Origin of the sequence: Marinobacterium iners DSM 11526, assembly GCF_900107855.1 — a bacterium.
Lineage (GTDB): Bacteria > Pseudomonadota > Gammaproteobacteria > Pseudomonadales > Balneatricaceae > Marinobacterium > Marinobacterium iners.
In genome coordinates this window covers 1-14,909 of the sequence record NZ_FNRJ01000027.1, presented here as the reverse complement: position 1 = coordinate 14,909, position 14,909 = coordinate 1, and the positions used below count along the sequence as shown (strand labels likewise).

At 54.2% G+C, this 14,909-nt stretch carries 16 protein-coding genes and 3 pseudogenes; 4 read left to right on the top strand and 15 right to left on the bottom strand.

From position 1 onward, the window contains the following. Positions 1-12: 12 nt before the first annotated feature. From BLV48_RS17605 to BLV48_RS17595, 3 genes are read right to left on the bottom strand one after another with little or no spacing between them, the layout of a single operon-like run. Entirely contained in the window at positions 13-2,304 is a 2,292-nt protein-coding gene (locus BLV48_RS17605; RefSeq protein ID WP_091828098.1) for a 3-hydroxyacyl-CoA dehydrogenase/enoyl-CoA hydratase family protein, read from the bottom strand. A 2-nt stretch (positions 2,305-2,306) separates the two neighbouring features. Further along, positions 2,307-3,509 (bottom strand): beta-ketothiolase BktB, encoded by a 1,203-nt coding sequence (bktB, locus tag BLV48_RS17600; RefSeq protein WP_091828097.1) that lies wholly within the window; start codon positions 3,507-3,509, stop codon positions 2,307-2,309. A gap of 23 nt (positions 3,510-3,532) precedes the next feature. Beyond that, on the bottom strand, positions 3,533-4,711 hold the full coding sequence (locus tag BLV48_RS17595; protein WP_091828096.1) for an acyl-CoA dehydrogenase family protein: 1,179 nt from the start codon (positions 4,709-4,711) through the stop codon (positions 3,533-3,535). Positions 4,712-4,896: 185 nt separating this feature from the next. Here BLV48_RS17595 and BLV48_RS17590 point away from each other — a divergent pair, with 185 nt between their 5' ends. Beyond that, positions 4,897-5,940 (top strand): AraC family transcriptional regulator, encoded by a 1,044-nt coding sequence (locus BLV48_RS17590; protein ID WP_091828095.1) that lies wholly within the window; start codon positions 4,897-4,899, stop codon positions 5,938-5,940. Between the two features lie 3 nt (positions 5,941-5,943). Here the strand turns inward: BLV48_RS17590 and BLV48_RS17585 are convergent, their stop codons facing one another. Then, entirely contained in the window at positions 5,944-6,390 is a 447-nt protein-coding gene (locus BLV48_RS17585; protein WP_254775082.1) for a PACE efflux transporter, read from the bottom strand. 124 nt (positions 6,391-6,514) lie between these two features. Here BLV48_RS17585 and selD point away from each other — a divergent pair. Further along, positions 6,515-6,950: pseudogene (gene selD / locus BLV48_RS17580) on the top strand (selenide, water dikinase SelD); the annotation flags it as partial. Positions 6,951-7,031: 81 nt separating this feature from the next. On the opposite strand, the gene BLV48_RS19255 reads toward selD, so the two are convergent. From BLV48_RS19255 to leuE, 3 genes are all read right to left on the bottom strand, one after another. Next, entirely contained in the window at positions 7,032-7,256 is a 225-nt protein-coding gene (locus BLV48_RS19255) for an inorganic phosphate transporter (RefSeq protein WP_254775086.1), read from the bottom strand. 9 nt (positions 7,257-7,265) lie between these two features. Then, the gene (locus BLV48_RS19515) at positions 7,266-7,397 is read right to left on the bottom strand and encodes a hypothetical protein (protein WP_302847921.1); all 132 of its coding nucleotides are present in this window, start codon (positions 7,395-7,397) and stop codon (positions 7,266-7,268) included. An 83-nt stretch (positions 7,398-7,480) separates the two neighbouring features. Further along, positions 7,481-8,119, bottom strand: a complete 639-nt coding sequence (leuE, locus tag BLV48_RS17570) for a leucine efflux protein LeuE (protein WP_091828094.1) — start codon at positions 8,117-8,119, stop codon at positions 7,481-7,483. A gap of 144 nt (positions 8,120-8,263) precedes the next feature. Between leuE and BLV48_RS17565 the strand changes: the two genes are divergently transcribed. Beyond that, entirely contained in the window at positions 8,264-9,268 is a 1,005-nt protein-coding gene (locus BLV48_RS17565) for an MsnO8 family LLM class oxidoreductase (protein ID WP_091828093.1), read from the top strand. Between the two features lie 236 nt (positions 9,269-9,504). On the opposite strand, the gene BLV48_RS17560 is transcribed toward BLV48_RS17565, so the two are convergent. Together BLV48_RS17560 and BLV48_RS19635 are read right to left on the bottom strand one after the other, a co-directional pair. After that, on the bottom strand, positions 9,505-9,744 hold the full coding sequence (locus tag BLV48_RS17560; protein WP_091828092.1) for a hypothetical protein: 240 nt from the start codon (positions 9,742-9,744) through the stop codon (positions 9,505-9,507). Positions 9,745-9,991: 247 nt separating this feature from the next. Continuing rightward, positions 9,992-10,426: pseudogene (locus tag BLV48_RS19635) on the bottom strand (RHS repeat-associated core domain-containing protein); the annotation flags it as partial. Between the two features lie 83 nt (positions 10,427-10,509). On the opposite strand from BLV48_RS19635, the gene BLV48_RS19060 reads away from it, so the two are divergent. After that, positions 10,510-10,647 carry a hypothetical protein gene (locus BLV48_RS19060; protein ID WP_175527724.1) on the top strand — a complete coding sequence of 46 codons (138 nt, stop codon included), beginning with the start codon at positions 10,510-10,512 and terminating at the stop codon, positions 10,645-10,647. Between the two features lie 935 nt (positions 10,648-11,582). On the opposite strand, the gene BLV48_RS17545 is transcribed toward BLV48_RS19060, so the two are convergent. The 6 genes and pseudogenes from BLV48_RS17545 to BLV48_RS17520 form a co-directional block, all read right to left on the bottom strand. Beyond that, a complete protein-coding gene (locus BLV48_RS17545) occupies positions 11,583-11,924 on the bottom strand; it encodes a DUF1493 family protein (protein WP_139253968.1) in 342 nt (113 codons plus the stop codon). Positions 11,925-11,948: 24 nt separating this feature from the next. Further along, a pseudogene (locus tag BLV48_RS17540) lies at positions 11,949-12,179 on the bottom strand (RHS repeat-associated core domain-containing protein); the annotation flags it as partial. 120 nt (positions 12,180-12,299) lie between these two features. After that, positions 12,300-12,734, bottom strand: a complete 435-nt coding sequence (locus BLV48_RS17535) for a helix-turn-helix domain-containing protein (protein WP_091828089.1) — start codon at positions 12,732-12,734, stop codon at positions 12,300-12,302. A 10-nt stretch (positions 12,735-12,744) separates the two neighbouring features. Further along, on the bottom strand, positions 12,745-13,056 hold the full coding sequence (locus BLV48_RS17530) for a type II toxin-antitoxin system HigB family toxin (RefSeq protein WP_091828088.1): 312 nt from the start codon (positions 13,054-13,056) through the stop codon (positions 12,745-12,747). A 52-nt stretch (positions 13,057-13,108) separates the two neighbouring features. Beyond that, entirely contained in the window at positions 13,109-14,260 is a 1,152-nt protein-coding gene (locus BLV48_RS19510; protein ID WP_091828087.1) for a tyrosine-type recombinase/integrase, read from the bottom strand. A 279-nt stretch (positions 14,261-14,539) separates the two neighbouring features. Next, the coding region (locus BLV48_RS17520) for an IS30 family transposase (RefSeq protein ID WP_139253967.1) at positions 14,540-14,909 on the bottom strand (370 nt) is incomplete at its 5' end.

The window sequence follows — 14,909 nt, the reverse complement described above, 5'->3', positions numbered from 1 at the left end:
ATTTAAACCCGCTCAGTTACGCAACGGGCGACCTGTTTCCAGCAAGGCCTGCATACGCTGAACGGACTCGGGGTACTGCAGCAACGCCAGATTGCAGCGCCGCTCATGGTCAGCAAAGCGATCAAACCAGCCGGGCTCGCTTGCCAGGTTCAACAGGTCAAGCAGGCGCTGTTCAAGTACCGCTTGATAGCCCTCAACAGCAAGTGGTTTGGCTGGTACGTAGTGCTGCAGCGCCGACAGCGTTGGCTGCCTGTATTCGGGCGCATCACGCAGCTGCCTGCACAGCGCCAGCGCATCCGACAACAGGCGATCCCGATTCATGCTGATGCCATCACTGTCGCGCAGAAGGCCCCGTTGACGAGCCTGCAGCGCCGAAGCGGTGACAGATGCCTCACTGATCAATGTAAATGTATGCTGGATTGCCTCTGAACCACCGAACCGCTCTGCACTGCGGGCCAACAATTCACGACATCCGCCCCACCCCGGAACAATGCCGACGCTGTTTTCCACCAATCCCAGCTGTGACTCGGCATGCACCTGAAGGGCGTGACAGTGAAACATCAATTCAAGTCCCCCGCCGAGCGCTTTGCCCGCCACGGCGGCAACAACCGGGACAGGCGCCTGGCGAATGGCCATGAACAGCTGCTGCCCACGCCGAATATAGCGATCAATGGCACCGTCCTGAGTTGTCATGGCGACAAATTCCTTCAGGTCAGCACCCGCAGCAAAAATGCCACTGGCACTGTACAGCACCAGCCCTTTATCAGCGGCGATGGCCTCGGCCAGAGCTGTTTCGATCTCATCCAGCAGCACGCTGCTGAGAGCATTCACCTTATGGCTGAACTCAAGACACCAGATATCCTGGTCCAACTCCCGCAACACACTGCGTTCGAACGCATGAATGGCTGGGCGGGCCACAATGCTCTGCCAGTCAATGATCCCTGCATCTCGGGAGATCGGACGGTATTGACCCTGCCAGTCCAGCTGTTCGGCATTTTTGTAGCAAGGTTGTCCAGACGCATTACGGACAAACGTCGAAAGGGAGCGACCTTCATCCTGCACACGTGCAGCAAACGCACTGACCCCGATTCGATCCAACAACTCAAACGGGCCGAATCGCCAGTTGTAGCCCAGCCGCATGGCGGCGTCGATCGCATCAATTGCATCGGCCACGTCCGGCATCAGCCGCGTGGCGTAGTCCAGCACCCGTGACAGCACTCGCCAGGCATAAAGGCCCCCCTGATCATCGCTGGCCAGTAATTCGCTGATTTGCCCAGACTTCAACCCAGCGGATTGAAGCGTTACAGGTCCCGGTGCCCGGTGTTCCAGTGCGACCAGATCAAGCACTTCACGCTGTTTGCGGCCATCAGAATCCGTGAACTGCCGATAGAACCCCTGCAGAACCCTGCCCTTGCGACCGTACCACCCCCTGGCCAGCATATGTTCAATCACAGGCACAGCACCGACGTATGCCTGGAACGGATCATCCTCTTCCAGCAGGCGTGCCAGACTCGCTGTCACTTCAGGCATGAGATCGATTCCGACCAGGTCCCAAAGCCCGAAAATGCCGGTTTTCGGGAATCCGCACACCTGCATCACTGCATCGGCGTCCTCAACACTCAACCCCATCGCGATGGCTTCCTGCAACGCAACCTGCATCCAGTAGACACCCAATCGGTTGGCGATAAATCCCGGACGGTCATTGCAGTGAATCACCGTTTTACCCATACCATGATCGATGAATGATCGCACCCGTTCCGCCACCTCCGGGCGCGCATCCTCAGAGCTGACAAGCTCCAGCAGACGCATGTAGCGTGGCGGGTTGAAAAAATGGGTTACCACAAAGTGCTCACGCAGGCTCTGAGGCATCCCCTCCATCAGGGTTGCCAAGGGGATCGTGGATGTGTTGGACGAAACAATCGCATCGGGTGCACGCACCGCTTCGATCCGTCGATACAGGTCCTGTTTGACATCAAGGCGCTCAACCACCACCTCAACAATCCAGTCAGCCTCTTTCAGCCTGTAGAGATCATCCTCCGTGTTGCCGACCTGCACGCGCTCTGCGACCGTAGTGTCCATAAAAGCGCCTGCAGCACCGGCCTTGAGCATTCTTTCAACGGCACCCGCCGCAATTGCATTGCGCTCGGCGGCAGGCGCGTCTGGAGCGACATCTCTTGGCGGAATATCAAGCAACAGTACGTCAGCACCTGCATTGGCAGCCTGAGCGGCAATGCCAGCGCCCATAACACCGGCACCGATCACGGCAACCCTGCGGACAGGTTTTGATGTGTGCTGGTTACCCATTTTCACCCCTCCAGTCGCTCGATAATCAACGCAATACCCTGACCACCGCCGATGCACATGGTAATCAGCGCTCGGCGTTTACCCTGACGCTCCAGTTCATACAGTGCCTTGAGCGTAATGATGGAGCCGGTGGCTCCCACCGGGTGTCCATGTGCAATCGCACCACCATTGACGTTCACACGTGACGGATCGAACTCAAGACTTTGCGCAACCGCCATCGCCTGCGCTGCAAATGCCTCGTTGGATTCGATCAGATCAATGTCAGACATGGAGAGCCCGGCCTGTTGCAGGGCCTTCTTGACTGCCGGAATCGGCCCCAGTCCCATCAAGTGAGGCTCCACTCCAGCAAAGGCATAACTGACAAAACGCGCCCTGGCCTTAAGCCCACGCTGCTCCGCTGCCTGAGCTGATGTCATAACCAGTGCAGCCGCGCCATCGTTAATGCCCGATGCGTTACCCGCCGTGACAATACCATCCTTTTTAAAGGCCGGACGCAGCTGCTGCAGACCAGCAAAGTCCACATCAGGGCGTACATGCTCATCAATGAAAAACGGCAGGGTTTCGCGGCCCTTTCGCACGGGTACCGGGACGATTTGATCAGTGAGGTAACCGGCATCAATGGCCGCCGCAGCCTTGTGGTGGCTGTCACAGGCATATTGATCCAGCTGCTCTCGGGTAAACCCATACTGCTGCGCGATATTTTCTGCCGTGATCCCCATATGGCCACTGTCGAAGGGATCACTCAGAATGCCGACTGTCATATCCAGCGCAGGAGCATCCCCCATACGCTGCCCAAAGCGCATTTTCGGCAACAGATAGGCACCCTGGCTCATGCTCTCTGCCCCACCGGCCAGGGCAATACGGCTGGCACCGGACTGGATCATTTGCGCCGCCGAAATCAGGGACTGAACGGACGAGCCACACAGGCGATTAACGTTCAATGCAGTCGAGCTGTCAGGCAAACCACAGTTGCGCGCAATATGACGTGACAGGTAGGCATCCTGCGGGCTCGTTGTGATGATATGCCCAAACACGGCGTGATCGATTTCGCCGGCGTCAACTCCGGCACGTTCAATGGCTGCGCGGCCTGCAAAAGTACCCAGTTCGGCCGGTGTATAGGCGGCAAGGCTGCCACCAAAGCCGCCAATTGCCGTGCGGGCCCCGGCGACGATCACTACATCCTGCAACATGAGAGTCTCGCTCATCGTAAAATCCTCTTATTGTTCTGTCAGGCCACACGGCCAAGCATGTCGCGGGCAATCACTTCCTTCATGATTTCGGAAGTACCGGCATAAATAGTCTGGATGCGCGCATCCACATAGAAGCGGGAAATGGGGTATTCCAGTGTGTAGCCATAACCGCCGAACAGCTGCAGGCAACGATCGATGCTGCTGCACTGCATCTCGCTGAGCATCAGTTTCAGCGTTGCGGCATCGACAGGACTCATCTGCCCTGCTCTGTAGCGCTGCAGGCACTGATTGAAATAGGCACGCCCCATTTCCAGCTCGGCACGCACCTGTGCCAGCGTGAAGCGTGAGTTCTGGAAATCAGCGATGCGCTGACCAAACGCATGACGTTCCTGCACGTATTCCAGCGTCAGCTGCATGGCCCCTTCGATGGCACCCAGCGCCTGGGCTGCAACGCCCAAACGCTCACGCGGCAGTTCCTGCATCAGGTAGGCAAACCCCTGCCCAGCCTCTCCCAGCAGGGCCTCATCCGGCACGATCAGATCATCGAAGAAGAGTTCCGCGGTATCGCTGGCGTGCTGACCGATCTTGCGGATTGACTTGCCGCGTGAGAATCCCGGCAGGCGCGTATCAACCAGAAACAGCGATACACCACGGGCACCGGCGGTCGGGTCAGTCTTGGCACAGACAATCACCATATCCGCCAGCTGACCGTTGGTGATGAACACCTTGGTGCCATTCAACTTCCAGCCTGACTCAACCTTTTCAGCCGTGGTGCGCATCGCAGCCAGATCACTGCCGGCACCGGGCTCGGTCATGGCAATGGCACCCAGAACCTCACCACTGGCCATGCGCGGCAGCCAATGCTGTTGCTGTGCGTCAGAGCCAAGATGCAACAGATAGGGGATCACAATGTTGGCATGGATGTTGTAGCCGCTGGCCAGTCCACCAAACCCCTGACGGGAGATCTCTTCACAGATCATCAGGCAGATTTCAACACCGGCTCCCGAGCCGCCCAGTGCCTCGGGCAGATCAACACCCAGCAACCCGGCCTCACCCAGCTTGCACCAGACTTCTCGCGGCAGCTGGTGTGCCGCTTCCCATTCTTCATAGTCAGGTGCCACTTCCTGCTGCAGAATGCGTCTGACCATTTCCTGAAACAGCGCGCGATCCTCGTCCTCTGCCGCTTCATGATTCAGGTTGTGCATCTGTGTATTCATACTAAGCCCTTTATTGTTGTTTTTACCCGGGGCCACCGGCCGGTTGACCATTAGGGCCATTTAATGCCTTTAAAAAGGCGCTTTGAATGACAATACCGGTCGTTTTAATTGATCGAAATGGCCAAGTGCTGACGCAGCTTTGCAGAATGCTTGGCATGACCTGAACCGTTCTGCACAATGGCGAGATGTCAGCACATGAGCTTCCACGCCCTTCCCACAAGGCGCACATCGCCAACCATTTCATCAATGCTTGCCTCAGCGGTGCACTGCGGCGTGGCGCGTGTCGTGATACCTTGCTTCACGAGGCCAGTATTCCAGTGGACTGGGTAAATCGCCCTGAGATGCTGCTCACCGAGCAACAATTGAGTGATCTCATCCGTGCCGTTTGGCGCTTTACCCATTGCGAGTTCATGGGGCTATCGCCAAGTATTTGCAGAAGAGGTGTATTTGCACTGATGGCAGAATTGGCCTGCGGGGCCAAAACACTGGGCGGCATGTTGCGTCAGAGTGCCCGCTTTTACCGCGCGGTTTCGGACGACCTCGATATTGGCCTTGATCCGGAGGGAGATACCCCGCTGGTGTTCTACAGTTTGCACCTGAAACATGACGGAGAAGATCCGGACCACCTGCTTCAGGAGTTCATGCTGTTGATGTGGCAGCGTTTCGCGAGTTGGCTGGTCGGTCAGCAGATTCCCGTGGCAAGTACCAGTTTCGCCTATTCAACACCCGGCCATGCGAAAGCGTACCGTGCCATGTTTCTGGGCGAATTGTTGTATAAGCAGGACCGTTGTGGCTTCAGCATGCACCCGCGTTTTCTACAACTGCCGATCGTCCGAAATGCAAGTGAGCTGGACTCTTTCCTGCAGGACTGCCCCGCGGTGATACTGCGTCGACCGGTGCGTGACAGCAGTTTGCAAACCCGCGTAAAGGTCCTGCTGCAGCGGCACGATCTGGACAGCATGCCCGATCTTGAGGATATCAGCCGACATCTGCTGATAACCCCCCGAACCTTGCGTCGCCGTCTTCAAGATGAAGGTACATCGATCAGGATGATCAAGGAATCCTTGCGACAGGACTTTGCCATGAAGCTGCTCAACAACGAGCACTTGAGTATTCAGGAAGTGGCCGAGCAAACCGGCTTCGCCGAGCCAGCCGCCTTTTGCCGCGCATTCAAGCGTTGGACCGGGCAATCACCCATGCGATGGCGCAGGACATCAGCAGTCCAGTAACGGCTACTGGGCTGCCAGAGGAAGACCGAATACGCGATCAAACCCCCAGTTGTAGATAAAGGTAAAAAACACGAAAAACAGCGTCAGGCCGGCATCAAGGAGGAACGCGTCAAACAGACTCAGCTGCAGCCACCAGGCAAACAGAGGCAGCGTTAACAGCAATAAACTGACCTCAAAACCAGCCGCATGACCGACACGGCGCGCGAGGCTGCGACCCCGCGTGGTCTGACGGGCTTCCCAGCATTCGAACAGCAGGTTATAGATGAAATTCCAGCTGACCGCGATCAACACGGTCAGTGCACCCAATACACCCGCGTGCGCCAGCCCTTCATCCGACAGCACATTGAAGGTAATACTCAGCAATACCAGCGCAAGTCCTTCATACAGTACAACGTACGTCAGCCTGCGTTTCAGCCCCTGCATGATCTGCCTCAAACCAAAAAGGCGCATTCTATCCCGCCCGTTTCGCAAGCTCCAGCGGATTGACTCCAGCGCCCGTGGCAGCTACGTTTGCTGCCTGTGCCACGGAGCTGTCCTGGCCCGTTGTCATGGCCCTTGTTAATACAGGTTGCCCATGTCCACACCCATTCGTCTTACCCAGTACAGTCACGGCGCCAGTTGTGGCTGCAAGATCTCCCCTGCCGTGCTCGACACCATTCTCTCAGGCAGCGGCAGCCAGACACTGGACCCCAACCTTTGGGTCGGCAACGCATCGCGCGATGATGCTGCCGTGTACGCCATTGATGATCACACCGGCATCGTCTCCACTACCGATTTTTTCATGCCGATCGTGGATGACCCGTTCGATTTTGGCCGCATCGCCGCCACCAACGCGATCAGCGATATCTTATGCCATGGGCGGATCACCGCTGATGGCGATTGCGATTCTGGGCTGGCCGATCAACCTGATACCCGCCGAAATCGCGGGTGATGTGATACGCGGCGCCCGCGCAGTCTGTGATCTGGCGGGTATTCCGTTCGCGGGCGGACACTCGATTGATGCAGCACAAAGCCGAACCAGAACCCGATCAGGGGCGACAGCGCCAGCTCCTGCACACCCCAGACCACCTGATCCGGCCCGGCCGACACCATCACCACTCCGCAGAGGCCACCGACCAGCGCATGGGATGAGGAAGACAGCAGAGGCCGCGCCACCAGGTGATTAAGTTCCAGGCCGTGGCCGCAAACAGACCGCACAGCACTACCGTCAGTGACAGCATGGTCGGCAGGTCGTCCAGCATCACGAAATTGCCGATGGTATTGGCCACCGCCGTACCGCCCAGCACCAGCCCAAGAAAGGTAAAGGTGCCCACCATCAGCACCGATTACACTGGCGACATGGCACGCGATGCGATGACCGACGCCACCATGTTGGAGGCGTCATGAAACCCGTTGGTGAAGTCGAACAGCACCACCATGGCGCTGGCCAGCAGGATAAACAGCCAGACTGTATCCATACGTAATCAAAATCCTTGCGGAATGTTCTGCAAGCATAACAAAGCCACAGACGATGCAGGCATTTAATAGGTGCGCAGGTGCGTTAGTTACTGCTGAGTGCCAGCTTCAGGCCATAGCCGATGAATCCGGCCCCAACACCGGTCTTGGCAATTGCGCCAATGCCCCGGCGCGCCTGAAAACGCCCTTTCAGGAACACCATGCCCAGAATCAGGCTCGCCAGATAGGTCTGGCTGATGATCTGCACCATCACACCCAGCAGGGTGAAGGTCAGCAAGGGGGTATGGTAGTTCGGGTCAACGAACTGGATGAAAAACGACATAAAGAACAGGATCGCCTTGGGGTTCAGTAGACTGATGGTCAACGCCACTTTAAAAGGGCTGCGGCCACTGCCGGACGGAATATCGGCCAGCACCTGCTGATCACGGTCACGCTTGAGCGCCGAGCGCAGCAAACCCAGCCCCAGCCAGACCAGATACAGGGCACCGGCATACTTGAGCAGATTGAACAGCCAGGGCGTTGTCTGCACCAGCGAGGCCACCCCGGCCACCGACAGCGTCATCAGCACCAGATCGCCGCAGAACACACCTGCGGCACCCTTGAAACCGGCCCCTACCCCGTTGCGGGCAGCGGTGGTCATCACATACATGGAGTTGGGCCCCGGCAGCAGCACGATCACGATTGTGCCGATGATAAATGTCGCAAGGTCTGTGATACCGAACATGTCAGGGGCTCCATGCAGAAAAGTGCATATTACGCCTAACCCTCCAGCCTGCCTACTGCCGCGTGGCTCTGCGTTGATACCTAGATACGAATTGAATCCTTCGGCGAAATTAATTAACATATTAAGTTAATCAAGGAGATCCCGATGAGCATCAAACTGTCTGTTGTCGACCAGTCACCGGTACACGGTTCACACCCGAAAATTGACGCCCCGCGCCTCACCATCGAGCTGGCCCAGCTGTGTGACACGCTGGGATACCACCGCTACTGGGTGGCTGAACACCACGACAGCATTCACTTTGCCAACCCCTGCCCCGAGATTCTGGTGGCTACCATCGCCAGCCTGACCCAGAACATCCGTGTGGGCAGCGGTGGCGTCATGCTGTCGCACTACAGTCCGCTGAAAGTGGCTGAAACCTTCGGCATGATGGCGACCCTCAACAACGGTCGCATCGACCTGGGCATTGGCCGCGCTCCCGGCGGCACCGGCCTCACCTCGCAGGCGTTGGCCTACCCCCATCAGCCGCATCACGGCGACCTGTATGCCCAGCAGGCCCAGATGCTAGCAGGCTTCGTGAACGCCAACCTGCCAGCTGAACACCCCTACAGCCGTATCAACGTGCTGCCTGACAGCATCAAGCCCGAGCTTTGGATGCTGGGCTCAAGCGGCGGCAGCGCAGGCCTGGCTGGCCACCTGGGCTACAACATTGCCCTGGCCCGCTTCATCGACCCGGACAACTGCCACCCCTCCATTTTTGATACCTACAGCGAAGAGTGGAAGCAGGCCGGTCATGAAGGCACACCCAACAAGATGCTCGCTATTGCCTGCATCTGCGCCGACACCGAAGAAGAAGCCAAGCTGCGCACCGGTACCGCCGTGTACCGCAAACTGGCGGCACAGATGGGCCAGCGCGAAGACTTCCTGACTCCGTCACAGGTACAGGACCGCTACCGCGAACTGCCCGCTTCATATCAGGCCGAATACGACCACATCCTGAACGGCTACACCGTCGGTACGCCTGACCAGTGCTGGCAGGAGATGGAACAGCTTGCAAGTCAGTTCGGCTGTGATGAAATCGCCACCGTGTGCGTGACATACAGCCATCATGACCGCATGGATAGCTATCGCCTGTTGGCCAAACACCTGTAACACCGACAGGGCTGAGACCGGGCACACAATTGGCCGGATCTCAGCCCCGTATTGGGGACATAATCTCTGAAGTAGCTGTAAACTTATCGCGCATATAGCGTGTTGACCTTGAGCTTTTCCGGGGAAACGGGCCAGAACCCTAATCCCGAAAGTGGGGAGTAGGTCATGCACACCTAAACCAAAAAAGTGTGCGCGTCGTGCTGGGCTAACTCCTCCTCTTAGACCTGATCACGAACTCACTCGGAACAGACTTCCTTTACAGGTAAACCATCTTTCAATGAATAGTATTCTCGACAACCTTTTGCACTCTTTCTTAAACCGATATCCACTGCATCCATAACCTCAAAAACGCTGACCATTCCACTGTTATCCCAGTCCATATCAGACCATTTATAATCTTTAGAAAGGCCTAATCCAATAAATATAATAAAATATAAAGCCGTTAATAAAAAAAGAGAAAAAACCATCTTTTTCATATTTACTCAACCATTTTCCTAGCCCAAGGAGGATTCTCAAACTTTTGTGGGGAGGTGATCGTGGAATGACATATTCATCACCTATAAGCCCTTCCTCTTTCAAACCATCGTATAGTCCCTGAGGAGTAACACTTACCCCCATATCGAAACCTAACTGTTCCACACCACTTTCAAGCGGATCGCCGCAGTTATGTCCCAGCGCTCTATAGCTACCTTTTCCCTGTTGCCATGCCAGCCTCTTTTCTAGCTATTCTTCTTGAGCGAACGTTAGGTTCAATTTCAAGGCTTTCGTATCTCTGAAATCATTCCGTTCCAAATATTGATCTGTTGGGAGCACAGTCATATCATCCGACACATAGGTATAGGTCGTACCATTGATATCTGTTGCGACATGATCCATTGATGACCCTCCCGACCCAGCACCAGCATGCATAAAGACATTGGTTTCAAGACCTAATGGATCAACATAAGCTGTTGGATTCCCACCAACATAAGCATATGTATTCAGCCCACCTTCAAGCCCAATCGGATCACTCTGAATGTACCGCCCCGTACTGGGATCATAATCCCGGAAGTAGTTGTAGTGTAACCCGGTTTCCTCACCGTAGTACTGCCCTGGGTAGCCCAGAGAGAAGGTGAATAGCTGACTGTCACCGTCCGGGTCTTCATTGGCTGTGTGGCGACCAAAGGGGTCGTTATCCCAACGCCAGAAATTTGGTTGTCGCTGGCTCGGCTAATGCGTCGTGGAGTGTTGAGGTGATCCGTATGGATGTAATACTTCTCAACGCCGATATACGTGGAGCCAGTGCCGCACCGTTTGGAGAGCCTGTCACTGTCACCGGCTCGCACACTTGTAGGCGCTGGCCCAAAATGCAAACCCCGCTGGTCAACCGTGACAACTGAAACCGGAAAAGTGTGCAAACGCTGCTGGTGAAGATGACAATTTTTAGCAAAGAAAAAGGCGGGGATAAGCCGCCTTATAAGTTAAAACTATGGCCTACATCCTATTTATTTGGATGCTTTAGGACACGATTAGTCTGTAATTATTTTGGCGTTTTTTTTTACGCCGTTCTTTTTTTTTAAACCATACAGCTACGCGCGGGAGAATATAAAACCACTGTATCAACCCGCCAAGCATGCAAGAAAAGGCTATAAGAGATATGGTGGCCACTGAACCATAGACCTCCATTAATCCCATTCCAAAGAATGTGACCAAAAAGTTAGCGATGATTAAAATAAAAATCCCGGAAGGAAAACTTATTAATCCAAAACATATCAGTGATAGAAACTCTATTTCATATCGCATTGAGTCCGTTATATCCTGGGACACAACCCTTGATATAAAATAAAGAGTCATTATCAGGTTGGCAATGACCCAAAGAACTACCCCTCCAAGCCTCATGCTTTTCCTCATAGCTATTTTCTCTGACACAGCCTCATACACTTATTCACCACATTACTCGTGTATTCTTGGCAATCTGTTCCATTAGGACCAACACCATACCACGGCCTTGGACTCGACCACTCTGTCTTAATACAACTCTCGACACAGCTATCATCTCCTAACTCTTTTTCACATGAACTCGGTTCATAATAATCGTCATTAGGAGAGGTTGGCATCTCGGGGCTTCCATCACCGAATGGCCATGTGTTATCCAATGTCCCGCCAGAACTAGCTGTTGTGCAATTACAGGTTTCCTGATCCACCAACACATGCATACTGATGGTTTGCTAGAGGTGGCGCATAACTGCCCGGCTTACCACAGTCATGTGTGCACCCCGAAACCAGAAAGGTGTGAACGCCGCGCTGTCCATCAGGGGTAACATTATTTATATGTTTACTTACAAAAACTTCCTGATTCGGCAGCATCTATGAGATCTTCAACCCTTAACTCCTTAATATTTTCTTGATCAATTCTTTTAAAAAACGATAAAAATAATTCAATCATTGATATGGAATTTTCCGGGCCAAAGCATTGATTAAAATTAAATCCATCTAATGATACGTTAAATTCGTTAGCATAATTATCCATTAGCTCTTTTGCATCATCTCCATCCACACCTAGATCATGAAAGATCCGTGACCCCAAGTTAATATCCTCCTCTTTTACACTTAGGCTCTTCGACAAAAATAAAATTATTCTTTTTCCCATGCTTTCTTTATTGCTGCTTACATTCATCGCCTTCACACTTATCTATACAGCTTACATATTAAATGTAATCTTTTGCAAGCAGTTCCCAACCCACAATTGGGGCCCACCGCCCAAGTCGTTTGGAATGCCATGCTCTCCCGTTAAACTATAGGCGAGCCCCCAAGGATCGACAAAACTGAACGTATTAGCGTTCGCGTGAAAATAAGTATTTATGCCACCTTCAAGCCTAATCGGGTCTGACTGAATGTACCGCCCCGTATTGGGGTCATAGTCCCTGAAGTAGTTGTAAACTAATCGCGCTCAGACAGTACCGGGCCTTGAGCTTTGGCAGCGATTTTAAAGAAAAGATTTATGCGATAGCAGATCCTTCTGCATTAGATGATATGGAGCTATGTTCTTCGGTCATTCACCAAAGAACATAGCAGGTTTCAGTTCAAAGCGCTCTGACAGTTTCTCGATGGCCTGGCGGCTCAGAATGCGTTTCCCGTTCAGAACTTTGGAGACCATTGTCTTATCGCCGATCTCCGGCAGATCGCTGCCGGTCAGATGGTGCTGGCTCATCAGGGTACGAAGCAGCGCGATATCGGCTGGTAGTGTTTCAGCTTCTCCAATGAATGCCATCAGTTCCTCATCCTGAGACTCATACCGCTCAATTGCATGGCTGAGCATGTCGATGAGGGGGTTCATCGGATCGTCCAGGGTATCGCTGGCCGATTCCAGTACCTGCTCCAGCGTTTCCAGCGTCGCTTCGTACTGTTCGTCGGTCTCTATGTTAATGAGCGGCTGTGCAGTCGCCATAAATGCCTGATATGCATCGACAATTGCTAGCTGTCCCATGTTATCACCTCTAATCTTGATCTTTCATGTATCGCTTCGTCAGCTTGTCGTAGTCCGCATGATTAACGATGTGTTTGATATACATGCGCTTATTCACAAACTGAATGAATGCAAGCACACGAAGATTGTTGCCACCCACATCCAGCACCCACCACTTGTCCTTGTACTTGAAGTTATCCAGCGTTGGAAAAACCGCCCTTAACTCATCCGGGGTACTGAAATCCGTCTTGTGTAGTACCTTGTACATATCCAACAGCGCAGCCTCATCGTTCGGGTATTTCTTGGCTGCGTCGTTGAACGGCTTCTTCGAGATTACATTCATCGGCTACCCTTGGTTGACCACACGTCAACTATAGTTTCATGTTGACTACTCGTCAACTTTTCGTTGATTTCTTCGCTGCCGGATGAGTCCGCCTGTAAACAGCGTTGAGATCGCTGATCGTGACATGGGTATAGATCTGCGTGCTCTTGATATCCTGGTGTCCCAACAGCTCCTGGACATAGCGGATGTCGGCACCGTGCTTGAGCATGTGGGTTGCGCTGGCATGCCGCATGAGGTAGCAGGCTCCCTCCTTTCCGACGCCGGACCGGCGTACATATTCACCCACCAGGTCGGTCAGGGCGCTACGCTGGATACGTCGCCCCGCCCTCCCCAGGAACACGGCGATACCACTCTCCAGCGTGAGCTGCTCAGGACGAAGATCTTCGATGTATCGTTGTAACCAGTCCAAGGCCCTTGGCGCGATCGGTACCTTGCGATCCAGTGAGCCTTTGCCTTTTCGGATGGTGATCACCTGCTCCGCCGGTATCACCGGGGGCAGCTTTCGAGGCACACGGGGTAGCGGAAACTTGCTGAAAAAATTGGACTGGATGATGTCGTAGTAACGCATGCATTTGAGGAAACCAGTCACCTCCATCAGGCGCATACGCTGTGTCGATAGATCGAGTGGCGTATGATCACGCGGTTTCCGATAGCGGTACAGGTAACGCCGATAGGCTTCCAGCAGCTCCAGATCGATACTGGTGATGGTCGTAACACCCTGATCTCCTGTGCGAGCAACTCGGCAAAGTCGGCCTGAGGGCGTTCGGTGGTTAACGAAATGACTGTCATCCTGCCCGTCCGGGAACAGCACCATATTGGCGGCCTCCATCATCACGGCAATGGTACGCATGGCATCCAGTTCGGCGGCTGTGCCACACAATGCCAGGTAGACGCGCTCTATCCGGTGCTCCCTCAGTAGATCGAGATGTATTTGCTTGAAGGCATGACAGCTCATAAGCGCAATCACCCGCTGAAAGCCTTGCTGCCACCAGATCAGCGCCTCCAGCGGGTTCTTGCACAGGATTATCTCTTTGGCGTCCAGCAAGACCCGTTCGTTAAACAACCGGGTACGCTCAGTGATCCAGTACACCTGGTAGACCGAGCCTGCTTTCAACTTCGGAGTAATACGTTTGCCATAGGCTCCGGTAATACTCCCGTCCGCATCGAGGAAGGGAAACACGACACAACCCCGGAAGAAACTCATGCCCGGACAGCTTCAGCAATCCTAAGCGTTGAAGTGCCCCACGGGTATAGGCCTCCTGCTCGCGCTCCAAACGCTGTAATCGCAACCCCAGGGTACGGTCGCAGCACCCCAGTCGAAAGTCGGACAGGAGGCGGTTCCCGAAGATGCCGTAGGCCAGTAAGAACCGCCGTGCCTGCTTATGATGAGCGAGAGCACGACGGTAGTGGTCGATAATCTGCTCGCACAGCAGATCATCGCTTGCTTGCGGATGTGTGATGCAGTGCTTTCCCCGGCCACCACTCATTGGCGGAATATAGGAGGGTGTCGCACTTCGGAGTTGAATTCACGTTCCTGGAATACAATTTCGGGCTGCCTGAACCCGAGGCATTTGCGAGGCCTCAGGTTTAACTGTTTTTCTGCCTTGCGGACATCCTCGCCGGTGATCATCCGCAGATCCGTACCTTTCGGGATGTATTGGCGTAGCAGGCCGTTAAAGTTCTCGTTCAGCCCTCGCTCCCATGACGAGTACGGGTGGGCAAAATAGAACTCCGCGCCCAGCGCTTTGGCTATAGCCTTGTGCTCTACGAATTCGCTCCCGTTATCCGCCGTAATCGTGTGCACATACGCTGCATAGGGCTTGAGCATATCGATGATGGCATCCCGCACATCA